General features: G+C 56.5%; 13 protein-coding genes and 1 tRNA gene. 12 read left to right on the top strand and 2 right to left on the bottom strand.

The genetic code is table 11. From position 1 onward, the window contains the following. Nucleotides 1–99: 99 nt before the first annotated feature. On the bottom strand, nucleotides 100–3399 hold the full coding sequence (locus GGR27_RS19210) for a hypothetical protein (RefSeq protein ID WP_168040437.1): 3300 nt from the start codon (nucleotides 3397–3399) through the stop codon (nucleotides 100–102). Beyond that, entirely contained in the window at nucleotides 3396–4061 is a 666-nt protein-coding gene (locus GGR27_RS19205; RefSeq protein WP_168040435.1) for a hypothetical protein, read from the bottom strand. The genes GGR27_RS19210 and GGR27_RS19205 overlap by 4 nt, the downstream gene beginning before the upstream one ends. Before the next feature lie 284 nt (nucleotides 4062–4345). Here GGR27_RS19205 and GGR27_RS19200 point away from each other — a divergent pair, with 284 nt between their 5' ends. From GGR27_RS19200 to GGR27_RS19145, 12 genes are all read left to right on the top strand, one after another. Next, nucleotides 4346–5302 (top strand): acetyl-CoA carboxylase carboxyltransferase subunit alpha, encoded by a 957-nt coding sequence (locus tag GGR27_RS19200; RefSeq protein ID WP_168040433.1) that lies wholly within the window; start codon nucleotides 4346–4348, stop codon nucleotides 5300–5302. A gap of 2 nt (nucleotides 5303–5304) precedes the next feature. Next, the gene (locus GGR27_RS19195) at nucleotides 5305–5859 is read left to right on the top strand and encodes a DUF6913 domain-containing protein (RefSeq protein ID WP_168040431.1); all 555 of its coding nucleotides are present in this window, start codon (nucleotides 5305–5307) and stop codon (nucleotides 5857–5859) included. Continuing rightward, a complete protein-coding gene (gene dapA / locus GGR27_RS19190) occupies nucleotides 5843–6745 on the top strand; it encodes a 4-hydroxy-tetrahydrodipicolinate synthase (RefSeq protein ID WP_168040429.1) in 903 nt (300 codons plus the stop codon). Before GGR27_RS19195 ends, dapA begins: the two co-directional genes overlap by 17 nt. 121 nt (nucleotides 6746–6866) lie before the next feature. Next, nucleotides 6867–9353, top strand: a complete 2487-nt coding sequence (locus GGR27_RS19185; RefSeq protein ID WP_168040427.1) for an AsmA-like C-terminal region-containing protein — start codon at nucleotides 6867–6869, stop codon at nucleotides 9351–9353. A 171-nt stretch (nucleotides 9354–9524) separates the two neighbouring features. Beyond that, nucleotides 9525–10358 carry a DUF4349 domain-containing protein gene (locus tag GGR27_RS19180; RefSeq protein ID WP_168040425.1) on the top strand — a complete coding sequence of 278 codons (834 nt, stop codon included), beginning with the start codon at nucleotides 9525–9527 and terminating at the stop codon, nucleotides 10356–10358. A 229-nt stretch (nucleotides 10359–10587) separates the two neighbouring features. Then, nucleotides 10588–10658: transfer RNA gene (locus GGR27_RS19175), tRNA-Cys, on the top strand. A gap of 173 nt (nucleotides 10659–10831) precedes the next feature. Further along, on the top strand, nucleotides 10832–10978 hold the full coding sequence (locus GGR27_RS19170; protein WP_168040423.1) for a hypothetical protein: 147 nt from the start codon (nucleotides 10832–10834) through the stop codon (nucleotides 10976–10978). Nucleotides 10979–11172: 194 nt separating this feature from the next. Beyond that, the gene (gene rpsA / locus GGR27_RS19165; RefSeq protein WP_406603646.1) at nucleotides 11173–13275 is read left to right on the top strand and encodes a 30S ribosomal protein S1; all 2103 of its coding nucleotides are present in this window, start codon (nucleotides 11173–11175) and stop codon (nucleotides 13273–13275) included. A 1278-nt stretch (nucleotides 13276–14553) separates the two neighbouring features. Further along, nucleotides 14554–15888: a CHAT domain-containing protein gene (locus GGR27_RS19160; protein ID WP_168040421.1), complete on the top strand. Its 1335-nt coding sequence runs from the start codon at nucleotides 14554–14556 to the stop codon at nucleotides 15886–15888. Then, on the top strand, nucleotides 15881–16810 hold the full coding sequence (locus tag GGR27_RS19155) for a GYDIA family GHMP kinase (RefSeq protein ID WP_168040419.1): 930 nt from the start codon (nucleotides 15881–15883) through the stop codon (nucleotides 16808–16810). The genes GGR27_RS19160 and GGR27_RS19155 overlap by 8 nt, the downstream gene beginning before the upstream one ends. A 54-nt stretch (nucleotides 16811–16864) precedes the next feature. After that, on the top strand, nucleotides 16865–17596 hold the full coding sequence (locus GGR27_RS19150; RefSeq protein ID WP_168040417.1) for a ferredoxin--NADP reductase: 732 nt from the start codon (nucleotides 16865–16867) through the stop codon (nucleotides 17594–17596). Nucleotides 17597–17747: 151 nt separating this feature from the next. After that, entirely contained in the window at nucleotides 17748–19304 is a 1557-nt protein-coding gene (locus GGR27_RS19145; protein ID WP_168040415.1) for a T9SS type A sorting domain-containing protein, read from the top strand. Nucleotides 19305–19474: the final 170 nt, after the last annotated feature.

Here is a 19474-nt window from a genome sequence, read left to right as displayed (position 1 = left end):
CACGATCGGCCCCGTGTGTACGTAGCTTCCTACGCAGTACCGAAGGAGGCCGGCCTTACACCGTCAGCCAAAATTTCGTAGTGATTCGCTAGCCTTCGATTACCCTCCACCAAACCGAAAGATCGGCACGTCCACGCTTCCCGTCAACATAAACCGCACGGACCGTGCTTCCCGCGTTTCCGTACCCCCCGCCGGCGTGTACTTACGGGCACTCGGCCCATCCTGCACCCCGAACCCCAGGCTGAAGGGCGTCTTGGGGAAATTATAGAGTAAGTGGAGCCCGGGTGCCACCACGTTTCGTAAACTGAATTCCGGTAGTCGCTCCACGGAAGCACCGGCCGAGTTGCCACTACGCTGCTCCAGCCGGAAAGCCGTAATGCCGCCCAGGTCCAGCACCGAAGCAAACAAAGTAAAGGAACTCCGCCCGGCAATTTGCCGGCTGTAGCTCAACCCAACCGGCACGAAGAGTGATACGACCGTCGTCATTTCTTCCAGCGACCGGTCCGTCTCGCCCACCGGTAAGATCAATCGCTCCCCGGCCACCGCCGCTCCGAAGTAAGCACCCAGCTCAAAACTGGAAGATCGGTTGCGCTTAATCTGCGAGCTACCCGGGGGCAGGGCAATGTTGCTGAGCGCCGTCTGGATGTCCACGGGCGTGTTCGCGCTAGCCACGTCGGACATAAACGTTCCGTATTTAAATAGGTCCTCCTGGAAACGACGATTTGCGCGCGGGTCGATCCGGTCGAGCCGCCGTTGTACATCGGTGAGTTGGAGATCTAGCTCGCGTAATCGAGTGGCTGTAGGCGGGGTTAGGGCGGTTTTTTGGTTCAGTATTACTCCATCCGTGGGGCTTGACTCCGCTACGGAATCCGCCGTTGGAGAAGCCTCGGCGTCGGTAAAGTCTTGAAGCAATTTCTTCCGCTCCGTCGCCAGACCCAGGCGTTTGCTCTCTAAGCGGTCCCGTTTACGGTTGGCCTGGGGGAACACTTCCAGTAGCTCGAAGAGGTTCAGCAGGTTGTCGATCGCGTACCGGTAGTCACCCCGTTGGCTCAGGCTAAAGAGTTCTTTCAGTTCGGCGTTAACGGCCGGCACCTTGGCGAAGCCGGGGTATAATTCCGCGAAAGAGATCGTCCGCGCCGTTGCGTCCGGATCAAGGCCAAAGGCAGTATTCTGAAAAATCGGTGCGGTCAAGAGCGTCTCTAGACTACTCGTAATAAACTCTACCCCGGCTTGCCGGATGGGTTTTTTCCCTTTTTCACCAATTTCCTCAGTCGAGTCGCGCACGGATTGATAATCGGATAGAAAAAGGCTGAAATCCAGCAAGAAGTCGACGAGGCCGGTGGTATTGATTTGGCCTATACTGGGCACTTTGCTCATGCGTTCGCGACTAATGCCAGCCAGTAGCTGGCGCGCAGCAGCGTCGGTCTGGAAAACGCTCATCGCTTCCTTGCCCAGGAAAAGTTGATCGTCGGAGCCGGCCAGGAGGAAGAAGGTTTGCTGGGCAACGCCGAAAATGGATTCAAACGCCGTCAGGTTCTCGTAGGCATCCGAGAGCTTACCGTCCGTCTGGGCGGCATTGAAAGCCAGGAGGGCGGCGTTGAGCTCCCCGTAGGCAAGGTCGGTGGTGGCGATGGTCTCGGTGAGACCGGGGAAGTCAGAAAGTCCCCGGTGTTCGAGGTTGGCGGCGGCCATTTCTGGTAAACGCTCCGGGCTATTTGTCATCAACCACTGGTCCAGACGTTCCTCGATGGCGGCGAGGTGGCGGTAAGCGGCTTCCGGTGTTGCGGGGGTGGTCGCGATGAGGCCGCTCAGCAGCCGTAGCGCGGGGTGGTCCTGATTTTTTCTTTCGGTATCGATTCGTTGCCGAACGGCCCGGCGGTACAGGGTTTGGGGTTCGCTTAGGTAAAGTTTGCGGCGTTGCGCGTCTTCGAAGGTGGTCTTGATGTTGTGCAGGTCGATCCGTACTTCATTCAGCGTTTCGTAGCGCAGGCGGTAGGCATCCAGGGCGTCCCGGTTAGCCAGGATCTCGCGTACGGCCCGGAGGCCAGCGGCGCGGCGCTCGGTGGCGTCAAAAGTCGGCGCGTCGGGACCGAATAAGTCGTCGAATTTCGTGAGGCTGGGGTACGCCTCGTAGTAAGCGTACGCTTCCTCACCGTTGAGCCACTGGCGGATTACGTTGTTATTTACGATCGAGGTGGTGGCCGAAAGGGCGCCCTGGGCAAGCGGGAGCTCTTCGTCGAGTAGCTTTCCGGTAAGAACGCTCAGCTCCGTACTCAGGGCGTCGATCTCGTCGGCGGTAAGGTCTAGATCCAGTAGCACGTCGAGGTATAAATCTACGTCTTCGGTAGCGCGCTCGGTGGCGGTAACGAAGCCGGCATTTAGTTGTTCTACGGCACCCGCGTACGCGCCGAATGACTTCTGTAAGTGTTGGTAAGCGGGTGAGTCGCCCCGTTCCTGAGCAACTTTCAAGTCGATCTCGGACCGGACCGTCGTGCGACTGCGCGCCAGTTCGCCGTAAGTAAAGCTCAGCACGTCCGGGAGCGGTACGTCGCGTAATTCCAGGTCGAGAATCCGGTAAACGAGAAAGATGTTATAAACGGCCGGGTTGCTAAAACCGTCGACGTCGCGGGCCTCCAGGAAGTTGCCGAGGTTAAACGAGACGGCGTTTAGGTCCGCCGAAAAAGCCCGGCGGATGCTCGGTAATATTGCTTTGTAATTCAGTAAGTCAAGCCCGGGTAGATAGCCGGCCGTCTCCGGGAAAAGGTACTGTAAGTCGTTGTCGTTCAGGTACCCCCGCAGCCGCTCCAGAAAGGTGTAAGTCAGCTCCTGCTGCGCCCGTTTGGCGATGAAATCGGATAGCCCGACCAGCGCATTACTCACCAGCGCATCCGGCACAAGGCTCGTGTTGCGCGCGCCGGCCGCGGAACTCGCCGAAGCCAGACTGAAGGACGCCGATGTTGGCGCCACGACCGACTGCCGGATCTGCTCCAAATCCACCTGACCCGCCGGGCCGAATAATTCCGACCCTTTTTTACGCGCTAAAAACCGCCCGCGTTCCTGACCCAGCAGCTTTTCCAAGTACTCGGCGGGGTTACCCACAAGGTGCGTTTCCAGCTCCGCGGCGATGCCCGCTTGTAACAGAAATTCCCGGATGGCCTCGTTACCGGCGTAGTGTTCCAGCAACGCCGGCCCGCTCGCTAGTGCGTACACACGTTCCGCGTCCGGCATCCCGGCGTAGTAAGCCAGCAGGCAAACCGTCTCGTCCAGCGCGGGGTTGCTGGATTCGGCGTCGGCGGCCCTGATGGCGGGCACGAGTTGAAGGATGCGGTTCAGGTCTTCCCCGATATTTTGGGCGTGGAGGCCGCCGGTGAGCAGGGCCACGAGAAGTAGTAGTTTCATACGACAAACGTGTCTGGTCCGAAAATATATTCCCGCACCAAATCCGCGGCGCTTTTGAGGAGCGTAGGAAAGCCGGGGCCGTCAACCGTTTTTAGATTAGTCACCAGGCCCAGCATCTCTTCGTTTTGGACGGGCGTGGCGGTGATTCGGTCCGTCGTCAGTCGTGGTTTGTAGGCGGCGTAGGCCAGGTGCCAGTTATTGCGGGCGGTTTTGTAGGCGGCCTGGTCGTACGGGTCTTGCTCGCGGAGGAGGCGGAGGCGGGCGCGCGTGAGGCGGGTGTGAAAGTGGTGCAGGTTCATCAGCATCCGCGTGTTGCCGGGGGAGGTAAGGGGTATTCCGTTCGGGTGTGGGCTAAGTGGCGCGGTCGCGGGTGCCGGGGGTGGGGGAAGGGGCGCAAAGTTTTCCACCCAGGTCCGTAACCGGTCGCGGGCTTCGTCCGGTGCGAGCTCGGCGAGTTCCCGGAGGGTCTCTTCCTGTTCCGACCCGAAGTCGGGGAACGGCTCGGCTTGTCGGATTCGATCGAGCAAAATTACCAACTCCGCCACGCCGCTCTTTTCCTCCCGGCTGACCCGGGAAAGGCCCGCGGTGGCGTCGCGCCGGTGATCGTAGATACGCCGGACGACATCGCGGAGGGTGAGCAGAATTTCTTGGCGGGTGGCCATTGCGGGAGGTTGTGTTATAGTAAGGTAAGTAATTTGGTGGGTATTTGACCGGGGCGGCACCGTCCGAAATAAGTCGCTCCGCATCAGTGCACTCCACGGTAGCGCCCGCCGCCACGGAGATGCACTGGAGGCTGACCATCCGTAATGTACGCGTGCATCGTCCGGTTGCGAGCCCGCACACGTTGCTTTCCATAAATCCTCCGCATCTACGTCCGCGCCCAAGCTATTATCTTTGCGCCCGCTCGCCCACCGACGTGGGGAGCAGTGAAGCTAAACCACCCACTATGATCTTCCTGGAATTCGAACGCCCCCTCGAAAAACTCTACGAGCAAATCACCAAAGTAAAGGAGGTGGCCGAAGACGGCGTCGTCGATATGACCGCCACCATCGAGGAGCTCGAAACGCGCATCAAGGTGACGCGCAAAGAAATCTACTCCAACCTCACCGGCTGGCAGCGCGTCCAGCTCAGCCGCCACCCGGAACGCCCCTACACGCTGCACTACATCGACGAGATGTGCCGAAAATTCATCGAGCTCCACGGCGACCGGTACCACGGCGACGACAAGGCCATCGTCGGGGGCATTGCTAACCTCGACGGCCAGACGGTCGTCATCGTCGGCCACCAGAAGGGCGTCAACACCAAGATGCGTCAGTACCGAAACTTTGGCATGGCCAACCCGGAAGGCTATCGCAAAGCACTGCGCCTGATGAAACTCGCCGAACGATTCGGCTTTCCCGTTGTGACGCTGATCGACACCCCCGGTGCCTTCCCCGGCATCGAGGCCGAGGAGCGTGGCCAGGCCGAGGCCATCGCCCGCAACCTGTTCGAAATGGCCCAGTTGCGCGTGCCGATCGTCTGCGCCGTCATTGGCGAAGGCGCTTCCGGCGGCGCCATCGGCATCGGCCTGGGCGACCACGTGATGATGCTCGAAAACACTTGGTACTCCGTCATCAGCCCCGAGTCCTGCTCGTCTATCCTCTGGCGGAGCTGGGACTACAAGGAGCAGGCCGCCGACGCCCTCAAGCTCACGGCCACCGACATGCTCGGCTTCGGTATCATCGACGAGATCGTCAAGGAGCCCGAAGGCGGCGCGCACAACAACGTCGGGGAAATGTCCAAAACCCTCAAAAAACAACTCAAGAAAGCCATCGCGGCCCTCCAGGCGAAGGACGTCGATACCCTCATCGAAGAGCGCATCGAGAAGTACGCCAGCATCGGGCGGGTACAGCAGGCCGAATAAGCGTGTCTTTCCTACCCAATCCCAAAACCTGGCTTTTTCAGCGTCGACTCCTTGCGGATACGCGCGCGCCCGAGGCGCTTAAAGCCGGCGAAAAACCGGTGAACCTCGCCACCGCTACGCAAGTCTTGGTGCTGTTTCCCGCCGACAAGGCGACCGACCGCAAGGTGGTTGAAGATTGGAAAGAAACTACCCGCAGCGCCACGTGCGTAGTGAATATGGCCGGTTACTTCGCCCGGGAAACCGGCGTTAAGGACGCTGACCTGCTGCGCATTACCGCCCAAGAGCGCAATTGGTACGGCGTCCCGGTTGGTGCGCCGACAAAACGTTACTTCGAAGCAGCCTGCGATCTGCTCATCCGACTCGGCCCCGCTGGCCACCGGGAACTGAATTACCTTGCCGCGAGTAAACGTGCCAGCCTGAAAGTAGGCCCCCACGACCCCAACGAAAACACCCCGATTTACCAACTCCAATTCGACGGCCGGGCCAACGGCGACCTGATCAGCCAACTCGCCGCCATCGAAGCCATCTTTAGCTACACGAATGCAACATCTACCTAAGTTCAGCGGCACGGGCGTTGCCCTCATCACGCCCTTCGCGGCGGACCGCTCCGTTGACTATCCGGCGCTCGGCCGCGTGATCGATTACGTTATCGAAGGGGGCGTTGATTACGTGGTCTGCCTGGGAACGACGGGCGAGGCCATCACGCTCAGCGCCACGGAGTGTCGGGAGATACTGGACTATACGATCCGGCACGTCGACGAGCGCGTCCCGATCGTCGCGGGCTTTTTCGGGGGGAACTACACCGAGAAGCTAGAGGGTGTGCTCCGCGAGTATAATTTCGACGGGTGCGCGGGGATCATGTCCAGCAGCCCGGCCTACTCCAAGCCACCGCAGGAGGGTATCTACCAGCACTTCATGCGCGTGGCCGACGCCAGCCCGCTGCCGCTGATCATTTATAACGTCCCCAGCCGGACGGCCTCCAACGTGTTGCCCGAAACGATTCTGCGCCTGTCTGAAGGCCACCAAAACTTTGCGGCCGTCAAGGAAGCTAGTGGGGATTTGGGGCAAGCCATCGAAATTCTCAAGCACTGCCACGAGAACTTTGGCGTTCTTTCCGGCGACGACCCGATCACGGCGGCCGTCATCGCCATGGGTGGCCACGGTGGCATCAGCGTGATTGCCAACGCACTGCCGAAACAATTTAGCGGCATGGTTCGGGCGGCGTTGGCGGGTGATTTCCCGACCGCGCGCCAACTGAATTTTGATTTGCTGGACGTGCACCCGCTGCTCTACGCGGAAGGGAACCCGGTGGGCATTAAGGCGGCGGTTAGTATGCTGGGGCTTTGCGGGAATTACTTGCGGGTGCCGCTCGTTCCGCTGAGTGAGCCTTTGCGGGAGAAGTTGCGGAAGCAGTTGAGTTTGGTGCCGGGGTTTACGCTGTAAGCTTGTGCTACTATAAGTGTTAGGTCTAAAGGTTGAGGGCATCCTGCCCGAACGGCCATGCGGGAGCGCTTCCGCCGTTACGTTCGGGCAGGATGCCCTCAACCTTTATTAAAAACTACCAATGAAGGGACTAAAATTCGCGGCCATCCTCCTCTCCCTGGTCTTCCTCATTCCCGTAGTCGCCGTCACCTTCTTCGGTGGGCCCATCGCCCGGTCCGTCGTCACGTCCCTCAACGACCGGTTACAGGGAGAAATTCGTATCGAGCGGTACGAGGTCGCCTTCTGGTCTACCTTCCCCAATCTCTCCGTTGGCCTGCAGCACGTGGAAGTAGCTGGCTCGGACGGCAGCGAATTACTGGCGGCCGATCGGATAGATTTTCTCCTGGACCTGGGCAGTTTATTCGGAAAAATTCGGGTAAGGGAAGTGGTCGTGCGCGATGGTCAACTCCAGCTGCTCACCGACGCCGATGGCAACACGAACTACCAGCTGGCCGGCTACACTTCCGTGGGTGAACGAACCGCTGCGTCGGACGCCCCGGCGGAACCTACGGAATTCAACATCGGCGAAGCCATCTTTCAGAACGTCGGCGTCAGCTACCGTGACCGGCAGCTGAACGTGGACCTGGCCGGAAGAATCGACGGGCTCACCTTCACCGGCGATTTCGGTACGACGAACTACCTCCTCTCCACCGACGGCAGCATCTTTGTCGACTATCTGGATCAGCAGGGCGACCGCTACGTTAGCCGCCAGCAGCTCATCGTTACCGCCAGCACGGACATCGACAACGCCGTCGGCGTCTACACCCTGGCCCCGCTTCACCTGGAGGTGGGTGATCTCGAACTCGACGTAGTCGGCAAACTGCAACCAACGAAAGATGGCTTTCAGACGGACCTCCGGATAGATTCCGAATCCGGCAGCCTCGCCGACGTGATCGCCCTCATTCCGCCCGCCTACGCCGGCAACCTGGCTGAGTTGGAAACCCGGGGGGAACTCCTCCTTTCCGCCACCGTCAGGGGCCCGTGGACGGAGCGCGCGTATCCCCGCATCGAAGGCAAACTAGACTTTACCGACGGCCGCGTCGGCAGCCCCCGCGTCAACGTTGGCGTCAAGGACCTCGATCTCCGCGCCACCTTTAATTACCTTGACGGACCGAAGGGCGGCGTACAAACTTTTTCCATCGACAAACTGACGGGTGAGTTTCGTCGCCAGCCCTTCAGCATGACCCTGCTGGTTGAGGACACCGAAAACCCGACCGTCACTTTTGAGGCCGACGGTGCCTACGCCCTGGAAACCCTGCCCGCTCTGCTCGGTGAGGGGCCGATTACGGACGGCGGTGGCTTTCTACGCGCCGAAAATATTCGGATCACCGGAAAGTACAAAGACATGCTCACCCCCCGGGGCATGGGACGCGTTCGCGCCGAAGGTAGGCTAAGGGTCGACGATGCGGAATTGACCGTGCGGGGACGGGAGTTGAATTTCCCGTCGGGCAATCTTGAACTATTGGGTAATAAAATGCGACTCCAGCAATTCGCTTTCAGCGGCCCGGGGACCGAAATCACCTTCACTGGAGAAGCAACTAACCTTATTCCCGTTCTCTTCGCCGATTCGCTGAATACCAATGACGCCGAATTGATCTTCGACGCGCGTTTGGAAGGCGAGTCGCTGGATCTAGATGAACTCATCGCACTCTCCGGCCCCACGGAAGCGGAAGAAGAATTGGCCGAGGCCGCGGGTGCCGTGGATTCTTTGCGAGCGAGAACCGTAAGCGACCGCGTGCGGATCAGCGACTTGCTACGCGGCCGCTTCGACGCCCGGTTGGAGGAATGGAACTACGGCGAAATCGAGGGAAAAGACTTTATCGGCCAACTCAATTTCACCCCCGGTCGGCTCGGCGTAGCTGGGGTAACCGTCGCCATGGGCGGCGAGCTACGGCTGGACGGCGACGTGTTTTTCACCGAGCGTCTCCGCGTGGAAGGCCGGGTAGCGGGTAACCGGATCGACGTGAAGGAATTTTTCGAGCAAGGTGAAAACTTCGCTCAAAAAGTGCTTACCTCCGATAACCTGACGGGAGCGATGGACGCGCAACTCTGGATCGAATCCGCCTTCGATGAAGCCGGCGAGTTTGACTACGGTGCCCTAAGAGTTCTGGCCCACCTGACCATCATCGACGGTGAGCTGCACGATTTCGCCATGCTCGAAAACTTCGCTTTCGCCCTTAAATCCGGTGATTTGGAGCGGGTCCGCTTTACGAAACTGGAGAACTACTTCGAAATCTCCGACCAGACCTTATACATACCCGCCATGTTCATCCAATCCAGCGCGCTGAATATGGACCTGGCCGGTAGCCACACTTTCGAGCAGGAGTTAGACTATGCCATCAAGGTAAACGCCGGCCAGGCGATCGCCAACAAGCTCTCCCGCCACGATGACGAACTGGAAGTCTTGCCGGAGCGGCAGGGCTGGTTCAATCTTTATTACACGATGAAGGGGCCGGTAGAAACCTTTGCGGTGGAACAGGACAAACGGGCGGTAAAAGCCGCCTTTGAGCGGAGTCTGCTGCGGCGGCAACGGATTGAGCGTGGTCTACGGTCACGGTTCGGTGGCTGACGTACCGCCGAAAGGTCCTTAGACGGGAGTAATGTGAAATGCTCAATGGCTTATCACATATCCTCTGCATCCGCGACCGCGCCCATTACTGTTAACGAGATGCCAAGCTGCTCACTTGAATGTGCTTTTCATCAATTGCTGCATCAAGTAAGCACACTAAATCGATCCACCATGAAGCACATTATCACCTTTCTCACCTTCTCCTTACTCTTTGCCTGCGGACAAGGTACTGAGCAGTATTCAGGTGACACGAGTGCGGAATCCTACGAAAGCTCGGCGGATGATCGGGGGGCGGAGTCCGGTATGAATCTCACCGACGATCGGGCACAAACGGAACGTGCCGCGGCCAAAATCATCAAGAACGGTCGTTTAGCTTTCAAGGTGAAAAATCTCGCCCTGGGGAAACAGCGCGTTGACAGTCTGCTCCGGCGGAATGACGCGTACTACGAGCGCGAGGAGTACCAGACGAGCTACGGCTCGATCGGTTACGTACTCGTTATCCGTGTGCCCGTCGATAATTTCGAACTATTACTTGCTTCACTCGAAGGCGGCACGGGCCAACTGACCCTGAAGGAGGTGAGTGCCAGCGACGTGACGGAAGAATACGTCGATTTGGGGATCCGCCTCGAAAACAAGCTCGCTTACCTGGCGCAGTACAAAGAGATCCTGAAAAAGGCGCGAACGATTGAAGAGATCCTGCAAGTTCAGGAAAAGATTCGCGTCATCGAAGAAGAGATCGAGAGCAAGAAAGGACGGCTCCGGTTTCTGGACAACAAGGTTGGTTTTTCCACCATCCAAGTGACGCTGACGGAAGTAACGGACGAGTACGTCGCCGAAGATCCGGGGATTGTGGAGCGGCTCGGGGAAGCCCTCAAGAGCGGAGCTACCGGCATCGTAGACGTTTTCGTAGCGGTGGTTTACCTCTGGCCCGTCCTGCTAATTCTGCTGATAATCTTCATATTTCGCAGCCGAATCTTCCGCAAGGGCGGTAGTGGTGATAAATAAGGGCGCGGTCGCCCCGACTAAGTGCGAGACTAGCTGGTCCCGACTAAGTCGGGACGGGTGCAGTGTAGTTGGGAGAGAGCCGGGTGAGGTGATCCCGCAACTTATAACATGACTTCTGAGTTTACGGAGCTGATGGGAAGCTATGATTAGTACGTGCCTTCCCAAATAAATACCTCGGCAAAAGTTTGGCCGTCCGCCGCCGCGGAACCTACTTTTGCATTCCTGTTTTGGTTGGGTGGCCGAGTGGCTAGGCTCAGGTCTGCAAAACCTGCTACGGCGGTTCGAATCCGCTCCCAACCTCTGTTAAACCCGGTCTCCACTTTGCGTGGAGATCGGGTTTTCTATTGTTAGCGCAACCTTTCAGGCATTTTGGAGGCACATTTGTCGAGTAGTTGCCTACGTTCGTACAGCACCCAACACTTTCCCGCGGCTACGTAAGTATCTATGTGCTCACACGAAAATCACGCAGGGTCATGGCACACAGTAATAGTCGGAACAAAAACAAGCAGAGTGATGGGATATTTGGATTTGTCGGCGACGTGATCGCTTGTCTATTCGTAGAAATTCTCTTTGCGGGGATCGCTGCGTTGTGCAGGGCTGTCTGGAGTATTTTCGACTAGTCCGCACTTCGAATCAACCCGGCACCGGCGTCCACGCCTAAACCACTTAACGGTAGAAATAAATAACGTGTGAGTCTAGCAAAAAGGCCGTACCTTTGCGCGTCCAAAACCAAGCCTCCGGGCGAGGAAGAAGGGGGACGGCGGGCCCCGAATTCGCCAAATACAGTAACCTTTTAAACATTTCCGAGCCCATGATGATGGATGACGAAAAAGATACCACCCTCCCCGAGGGAACCCCAGAAACTTCCACCGAGGCAAGCGCCGAAACGGAAGCAACAACCCAAGCGGAAACTACCGAAGCCGTAGCCACCGCCAAGACGGAAGAAAAGCCCGCAGCCGCAGCTACTGAAGCTACCGCCGCTGCTGACACCAACGATACTTCCGACGAAGAAGAGGAAGAAGAAAAGCCTACTTCCAAGATAATCCGCAAAGATGCATCGAAAGTAAACGTCGTCATCACCGAAGAGGTGAAGGAAGAAGGCGTGGAGATCGACGAAGCCGACCAGTCAGGCACCACCGGAGAAGGCCACGCCGACTTCAACTGGAACATGACCAGCCGCTCCGCCGCCAGCCGTTACACCGATCAGGAACGCGCCGATCTGGAAAAAGCGTTCGACGCTTCCATGACCAACATCGCCGAAGCCGAGATCATGTCCGCTAAAGTTAGCAGCATCATCGACGGTGACGTGATCCTCGATTTGAACTACAAGTCAGACGGTCTGCTTCCCCTCAGCGAATTCCGCGACCAAGCCGCCCTCCAGGTCGGTGACACCGTAGAAGTGTACGTCGAGCAGCAGGAAGACGAAAAGGGACAACTCGTCCTCAGCCGTCGCAAAGCCAAGCTCCTCCGCGCCTGGGATCGTATCCGCGATTCTTACGCAAACGGAACGGTCATCACCGGTAAGGTGGTCAGCAAGACGAAGGGTGGTTTGATCGCCGATTGTGGTGGTCTCGAAACCTTCCTCCCCGGTTCGCAGATCGACATCAAGCCGATCATCGATTACGATGCGTACGTTGGTAAGACGATGGAATTCAAGGTCGTCAAGATCAACGAAACCATCAAGAACGCCGTCGTTTCTCACAAAGCCCTTATCGAATCCGACCTCGCCGAGCAGCGCGAAGCAATCATCGCTTCCCTCGAACGCGGACAGGTACTCGAAGGTGTGGTCAAGAACATCACCGACTTCGGTGCTTTCCTCGACCTGGGTGGCGTAGACGGACTGCTCTACATCACGGACATCAGCTGGGGCCGGATCAACCACCCCTCCGATATCCTCGAACTCAACCAGAAGGTCAACGTGGCCGTACTGGATTTCGACGAAAACAAGAAGCGTATTTCCCTTGGCCTCAAGCAGCTACTGCCCCACCCGTGGGAAGTGCTCGACGAAACCATCACGGAAGGCTCTACGGTGGAAGGCAAAGTGGTCAACATCGAAGACTACGGCGCATTCATCGAGATTCAGCCGGGCGTAGAAGGCCTCGTTCACGTGAGCGAAGTCAGCTGGTCCAACCAGCCGATCAACGCCCGCGAGTACTTCACCGTCGGTGAGATGAAGCCCGCCAAAGTGGTAACCATCGACCGGGAAGATCGGAAGATGTCGCTTTCCATCAAGCAGTTGCAGGACGATCCCTGGACGATGATCGGTGAGAACTTTGCGCTGGATTCCGTGCACACGGGTAAGGTTAAGAACCTCACGCCGTACGGTGTCTTCGTCGAACTCGAAGACGGCATTGGCGGCATGATCCACATCAGCGACCTGAGCTGGACGAAGCGCTTCAGCCATCCTTCCGAATTCGTGAAGGTGGGTGATGACATCCAGGTTTCCGTGCTGGAAGTCGACGAGAACAATCGCAAGATGTCCCTCGGGCACAAGCAACTCGAAGAGAACCCCTGGGATACTTTCGAGAATGTGTTCCCCGAAGGTTCTTACCACGAGGCAACCGTACTCCGCAAGGACGACCGTGGTGCCATCGTACAGATGCCGTACGGCCTCGAAGCCTACGCACCGATTAAGTTGATGCGTAAGGAAGACGGCACCATCGCCGAAGTGGACGAAACGCTCACCGTCAAGGTGATCGAGTTCGACCGCGACAGCAAGCGCCTCACCGTGAGCCACAGCCGCTACGTCAACGACATCCGTAAGGAAGCGAAGGACCAGGTCTACAAAGAGGAGAAGCAGGAGCGTGACGACACGCGCAAGGTGATGAAGAAGACCTCTTCCAGCATCGAGCGTTCCACGTTGGGTGACCTCTCAGCTTTCGAGCAGTTGAGCGGAAACGACGACGACGAGAAGTAATTGTCACCGAATTTTACGACCTTAAGGCCGTCCTTCCAATATTGGGAGGGCGGCCTTTTTGTTTTTATGCAACTCTACGCACTAGTTTTTACGCTGTTTTTTTGTGCCAACGGCTTAATCGGGCAATGCGATAGCATAATCTACATCCCCGTTTTGGATTATATCGCAAGCCAGGTGGATGGTCGACCGGAAACAAGTCTTTGCTCCGAAAGGGATCGGTGCTTGCAAAGACTCATCACATGTTTTGATAAAGCAGACATTGACGCCGCTGACGAAACGTTCTCAGAATTTATTGCGAACGAAGAAAATGGCTTCTTTAGCAAAATCGAGGTAGCCTACGTATATGCTTCGATTCTCGAGCGATTGGGTAGCGTAGATGTAGCAAATGTATATTACAGATATGTGAAAACTAAAACAAAGGAAGGTTCCTATCTGAATTTTTTGGCGGCAATAAGTGTCACCTCCATGAGCCCAACTACAAATATGCTGGGTGAGCTAGACGTCAGGTTAAATAAGACAATGAAGGATGATGCATTGACTTCTGACCAGAAAGCAGCGGCGATACTTAAATATTCTTACCTTTTACAGGTATTATCGAAAACGGACTTGAGTAAAAAATATATAGATTTTGCTGTTACCGTCAAAAATCCTGTACTACGCTATTTATTGTTAGATGAGTTAGTATTGAGACTGATAGAGTCTGAGGATAAATCCATAGAACGCTATAAGGACACGCTTGATCAGGCATACTCCGAAGTCAATGAACAGCGACATGTTATACGGAAACTTCGATTAGAAGTGAGGCATCAACTTGCTCAAGGAAACTACAAGAAAGCACTACACACTGCAAATGAAAATTTGAAAAATAAGTATTCTGAGGAAGTAATTAACGAGTATTTATTGGCAAAAATCCAGCAGATCAATAGGCATAATGGAGAAATAAGAGTTCTGACAAGTTACGCAACTGCAAAGCTCTTTCAAACCCGCCTGGGAGCGGGAATGGCAACGGTGGATACCGCCTTTCAAATATTCGATGCGATTGGAATCGCTGATTTAGAAGATCGTCTTACGAATGCGGTTGGATTATACACTTTCAGAAATTCCAATTTAGAGATTGCGTATCTCAATAACTTTGTAGTGGGACAATACCTCTACGAGAAAACGAGTGATACTTCGTATTTGGACCGGACCTTATCATTCGTAGATGCATTTAGTGCGGGGGGACTGTACCGTGCTCTACTATTTAACGGGGTGGCTAAGACAAAGCCCGAATTTGGTATGAAGGCTGCAAATATTGAGCGTAATCTGCGGGAGGTGGACGGCGCCCTAAATTCAACAAATACATTATTAGATATTTATGCTGCCGTAAAATCATTCACCGAAAGTAAAGAAGCTTTTCGACGGGAGTATAAAGAATACTATGATTTACTATTAAGCAACTATCAAGTAAACATGCAGAGCCTCCAAAAAAAGCTAGCGTCGGATTCTTCCATGGCCATAGCTTTCTACAAAAGCGATCGGGGGCTGTACCGATTAACCGTGACGGGAGAAATATTGCGGGCCGACCGGATGAACTACAGTAACGAAATGGATTCGCTGGCTACTGAAATTGGAATACTAGCCCAAACAAACCAAAAAAATACCCGCCTACCCCAAATATCCCACCGACTCTACCAACTCCTCCTCGCCGATTTAGACACTTTACTCCCCAACGCCCTCCACATCGTCGCGAATGACAACCTGGAAACGCTCCCCTTTAACCTCCTGCGTAAAGACTCCCTAACCAACAACCCACGGTACCTGGGCGTCGAGCACGCCATCAGCCGGCAATTTTCCCTGCGAACGATGGAGATGCTGAACGCGCTGCGCCCCGCACCGAAATACCATCAACCGCTGGCCCTGGCCCCGGACTTCAAAGAATCTACGGACCCCACCATCTCAGCCCTGAGCTACAACGAAAAAGAGGTGACGTGGCTAGAAGAAATATCCGGGGGGGCTTTCTACACCAGTGCCCGCGCTACCCTCGACCGTTACCACGAGTACGCACCGAATTACGGCATCATTCACCTGGCCACCCACGCTAAATCCAACCAGCAGGACGGCTTGGAGAGCCGCATCTATTTCGTCGACGCCGACAACCAGCCCGTTGCGCTGAACGCCCGGGACATTGCCCAGGAGAAACTGGAAGCAGAACTGATCGTGCTGAGCGCCTGCGAAACGAGCAGGGGCGGGCAGAACACCGTCGAAGGCACCATCGGCCTCACCCGCGCCTACTTCGCCGCCGGCGCGCGCACCGTCGTCGCTTCCAACTGGGCGGTAAATGATTTTGCTACGGCGGAGATGATGCAGTCCTTCTACAATTACACGGCGGAGGGGCAGCCGGCCCACATCGCCCTGCAGAACGCCCGGCGCGACTACCGGGAAGCCCACCCCGACGCGCACCCCTCCCGCTGGGCGGCCTTCGAAGCTTTTGGTGGGATGCAGCCGGTGAACTGGGACCGCACGAAAGTCTGGTACGGCCAAATATCGACGACTATCTGGGGTGGTTTGCTGGCGGCGGTTTGCGCGGTCATCGGGCTGTTTTTTTATAATCGGAACCGCAATTATGCCTAGAGCGACCTTCGAACAAACCTACCGGGGTAAACTGCTCCTGACGGGAGAATACTTCGTTCTCGACGGCGTCCCCGCCCTGGCCGTGCCCACCAAACTGGGCCAGCGGTTCGCGGTAAATCCCACCAAGGGCGCGGGCCTCGCCTGGCGTTCTTTCGATCCGCGGGGAAAAGAGTGGTTCAGTACTCACCTCAACTGGGACGGCTCGGTGGGCTACCAGCGGCAGGCGAACGCGTTTTCGAAACGACTGTACCAACTCCTGCGGGCGGCCGACGAGTTGAACCCCGGGGCGCTGGTGTACGCTACCGCAAATAATTCCGTGGTTTCCCACCTGGAGTTTGAACGCTTGTGGGGCCTGGGCACGAGCTCCACCCTCATCAGTTTCGTGGCGGATTGGCTGGAAGTCGACGCCTTCGCGCTGCTGGAAAACACTTTTGGTGGCAGTGGTTACGATCTTGCCTGCGCGACGGCTAAGGGGCCGATCGTGTACACCCGCGATGGGACGACACCGACCATCGCAGCGCTCGACTGGTACCCCGCCTGGCTCGACCAAACGTACTTCGTCTACCGCAACCAGAAGCAGAACAGTCGGGAGGGCATCCGGTCGTACCGCTCCGTCGCTATTCCGGAAAAGACAAAAGAGGAGGTCGCCAGTCTCACCGCTGCGCTCACCGAACCTACCCTGCACCTGCGTTCCGCGCAAAAAATTCTGCAAAATCACGAGCGGATCGTGGCCGCAACGTTAAGCACGCAAACCGTACAGGAGGAGCTATTTCCGGACTTCCCCGGCCAGCTAAAATCCCTCGGGGCCTGGGGTGGCGATTTCATCTGGGCCCTATGCGAGCTATCAAAGGAGAAAGTTGAAGAATACTTCAACGTCCGGGGCTACAACACGGTTATCACGTACCGGGAAATGATTCTCTGACCGCGCGCCCGCAAGTGGCACGCCGCGTAACAAAAGGCCAAAGGCCGCCGAAGCATGCCAAAATGGAACCCCGCTACCATTCAAAAGATCGAGCAACGCAGCCCTACCGTCCGTAGTTTTTGGCTGGAACTGCCCCACCACGAGCGACTGACCTATCAACCCGGTCAGTTTGTCACCCTTGAGCTGCCGGTTACCGAGCGCCGCCGCGACGGTTGGCGCAGCTACTCCATCGCCGCGGCCCCGAACGGATCGAATCAGGTCGAGCTCTGCGTCGTCCAGTTACCCGACGGGAAGGGCAGCACGTGGCTTTTTGAGGAAACGATGGTCGGTACGCAAATCATGGCGAAGGACCCCGGCGGTGTATTCAAGCTTCCCCCCACGCCGCTGGAGAAGGATATTGTTTTTATTTGTACCGGGACCGGCGTGGCACCTTTTCGTGCCATGTTGCAGGAGCGGTTACCGAAAGAAAAAGTGAATTTTCACCTGATTTTCGGTTGCCGGACGGAAGAGGATATTCTGTACCGTGAGGAATTCGAAGCAATGGCCGAGGAATACGATAATTTCCACTATTCTTTAGCCATTAGCCGGCAGGATATGCCATCGGGCGAAGGAGTGGAAACGACGCGCGGCTACGTGCACGCCGTTTACGAACAACATTATCCCGTTTACCGTGCGGACCTCCAGTTTTACCTTTGCGGTTGGTCGGAAATGGTGGACGAAGCAAAGAATAAATTAGCTGAAATGGGTTACGGAGAAGACCAGGTGTTGCTGGAGCTGTACGGGTAGAAAATGCGATGGTGCGGGGAAATCTATGGTAGTTGCAATTGCTTAATCGCGCATGCGGCGCTGGCGCGGGTGCAAGGAAATGGGCAAATAATTTGTGAAGAACCCGTAACGGAGCTTAAATTGGGTGTATTGACGGTCAAACTCACTACACATGAAGCACCCATACTCCCTGTTGATCTTGTTCATCTGCATTTTTTCCACCGGGGTAACCGCCCAGTGCGTCGCACCCAGCCTCGGCAATACCGTCATCGAGGACCAGCGAGCGGCCACCCTGCTGCCCACCCGCGCCGATAACGTAACGGGCTACCGCGTCGTGCTGACCGACGACGTTGAGTTCACGGACCCGACAATTAACCCCGATACCAGCTACCTATTCGGCCCCAACGAGCCGATCATTCTTTACGGCCTCGACACGGCGGAAAATTACCGCGTCAATATTCAGGCTATTTGCGGTGCGGAAGTATCTCCCTTCAGTAACCGGCTGATCTTTACCACGGAAGGTGGTGACCGACCATTGCTGGATGACCGGGACGGGCTGTTTAATTACTTCCCCAGCGCCAGAACGATTTGCGTTGGTCAACCCGGCTCCACCTTCGCGGGCACTAACCAGGGCGACCCGGCCGGCCCCTGTGGCGGCGACCCGGATGATGACGTATGGTACAGTTTCAGCCCGATCTGGCCAAAATATACCTTCACCGTCGATCCGATTTTCGGGACGGATACCGCGCTCGTATTTGAAATCTACGACGAACGCCAGGATACCTTGGTTGCCTGCACGAGTGGCCTGCCGGGGGAAACAGTGTCAATTACGCTGGAGAATATCCCCGTCGACCGGAGCTCTTTTTCCAGGTTTGAATACGACATGCGCGTCTACACCGTCGGTACGGGAGGGTACGCCGCTTTTGAGATATGTGCCGCGGGAGAAATCCTGCCGGTCGCGGATGAAACGGGGTGCGTCGCGGCCGAATTGGTCAACCTCGACGGCACGGGGGCGGAAAATGAATTCATTGACGTCGTAAATGCGGACGGCGAAGTCATCGTAAGTATCGAAAACACCCAGCCACTGGGGGAAGTGGACGTCCGGTACTACGAAGATCCGAACGGCGCCCGCGTGTTCGGCCCCACCAGCATTCCTTACCTCGGGCGCAACATCAGCATCTCACCGACTACGCAACCGGCGGGCCCGGTGCGGGTGCGGAGCTACTTGACGCGTGCCGCGGTGGACTCCTTTATCGCCGCTAACGGTATTGCGTCCGTTGCCGATCTGCGCGTCACCAAAGTTGCGACCGGGAATTGCTCGGAAGACTACGCCGGCAACGGAGTTAGCGCGACGTTTGAAGACGCCGGTCGTTACGGGGGTGGTTATTACATCGACGTGTTGGTCAATGAGTTCAGCGAATTCTTTTTCGACACGGATGCCCAACCACTGGGGAGCCCGGTAAGTATTCGTGAGAATGGACGGGAAATTTCCTGGGGTATAGCGCCCAACCCGGTACACGATCAGGTAACGCTGACTACGCCGGCTTCCTTACTCGGGGAAACCATTGAAGTAGAACTGTACGACTTGCTCGGCCACCGCTTCCTGCAACGCAAGTTCGCGCCCGCCGAGCGCCACCAGTTGGCAGTGGGTGACTTACCCAGGGGCATGTACGTTGGTGTTATACGGGCTGGAGGGGTAAGTGTTTCGGTACGAATCATCAAAAAATAGATTCTGAAAAAGGGCGCTAATGGAAGTTAACCAACTGGAGAGTTTCGGTGCGGGGATTTTCGTCCAGCTCATCACTGCCAAGTAGTACACAGATTTTCAGCTACGGAAGCACAAAATCACAGAAAAGCTCTTTTTGGCAACGCTTAGAGACCTTTTGTGATTCTGTGCTT

The organism is Neolewinella antarctica, from assembly GCF_011927835.1.
Taxonomy (GTDB): domain Bacteria; phylum Bacteroidota; class Bacteroidia; order Chitinophagales; family Saprospiraceae; genus Neolewinella; species Neolewinella antarctica.
This window is presented reverse-complemented; position numbering and strand designations above follow the sequence as displayed.

What these genes read in the sequence shown, in the direction of transcription:
- GGR27_RS19210 (WP_168040437.1), bottom strand. Translation starts at nt 3,399, where the DNA reads ATGAAACTACTACTTCTCGTGGCCCTGCTCACCGGCGGCCTCCACGCC.
- GGR27_RS19205 (WP_168040435.1), bottom strand. Translation starts at nt 4,061, where the DNA reads ATGGCCACCCGCCAAGAAATTCTGCTCACCCTCCGCGATGTCGTCCGG.
- GGR27_RS19200 (WP_168040433.1), top strand. Translation starts at nt 4,346, where the DNA reads ATGATCTTCCTGGAATTCGAACGCCCCCTCGAAAAACTCTACGAGCAA.
- dapA (WP_168040429.1), top strand. Translation starts at nt 5,843, where the DNA reads ATGCAACATCTACCTAAGTTCAGCGGCACGGGCGTTGCCCTCATCACG.
- GGR27_RS19185 (WP_168040427.1), top strand. Translation starts at nt 6,867, where the DNA reads ATGAAGGGACTAAAATTCGCGGCCATCCTCCTCTCCCTGGTCTTCCTC.
- GGR27_RS19180 (WP_168040425.1), top strand. Translation starts at nt 9,525, where the DNA reads ATGAAGCACATTATCACCTTTCTCACCTTCTCCTTACTCTTTGCCTGC.
- GGR27_RS19170 (WP_168040423.1), top strand. Translation starts at nt 10,832, where the DNA reads ATGGCACACAGTAATAGTCGGAACAAAAACAAGCAGAGTGATGGGATA.
- rpsA (WP_406603646.1), top strand. Translation starts at nt 11,173, where the DNA reads ATGATGGATGACGAAAAAGATACCACCCTCCCCGAGGGAACCCCAGAA.
- GGR27_RS19160 (WP_168040421.1), top strand. Translation starts at nt 14,554, where the DNA reads ATGAAGGCTGCAAATATTGAGCGTAATCTGCGGGAGGTGGACGGCGCC.
- GGR27_RS19155 (WP_168040419.1), top strand. Translation starts at nt 15,881, where the DNA reads ATGCCTAGAGCGACCTTCGAACAAACCTACCGGGGTAAACTGCTCCTG.
- GGR27_RS19150 (WP_168040417.1), top strand. Translation starts at nt 16,865, where the DNA reads ATGCCAAAATGGAACCCCGCTACCATTCAAAAGATCGAGCAACGCAGC.
- GGR27_RS19145 (WP_168040415.1), top strand. Translation starts at nt 17,748, where the DNA reads ATGAAGCACCCATACTCCCTGTTGATCTTGTTCATCTGCATTTTTTCC.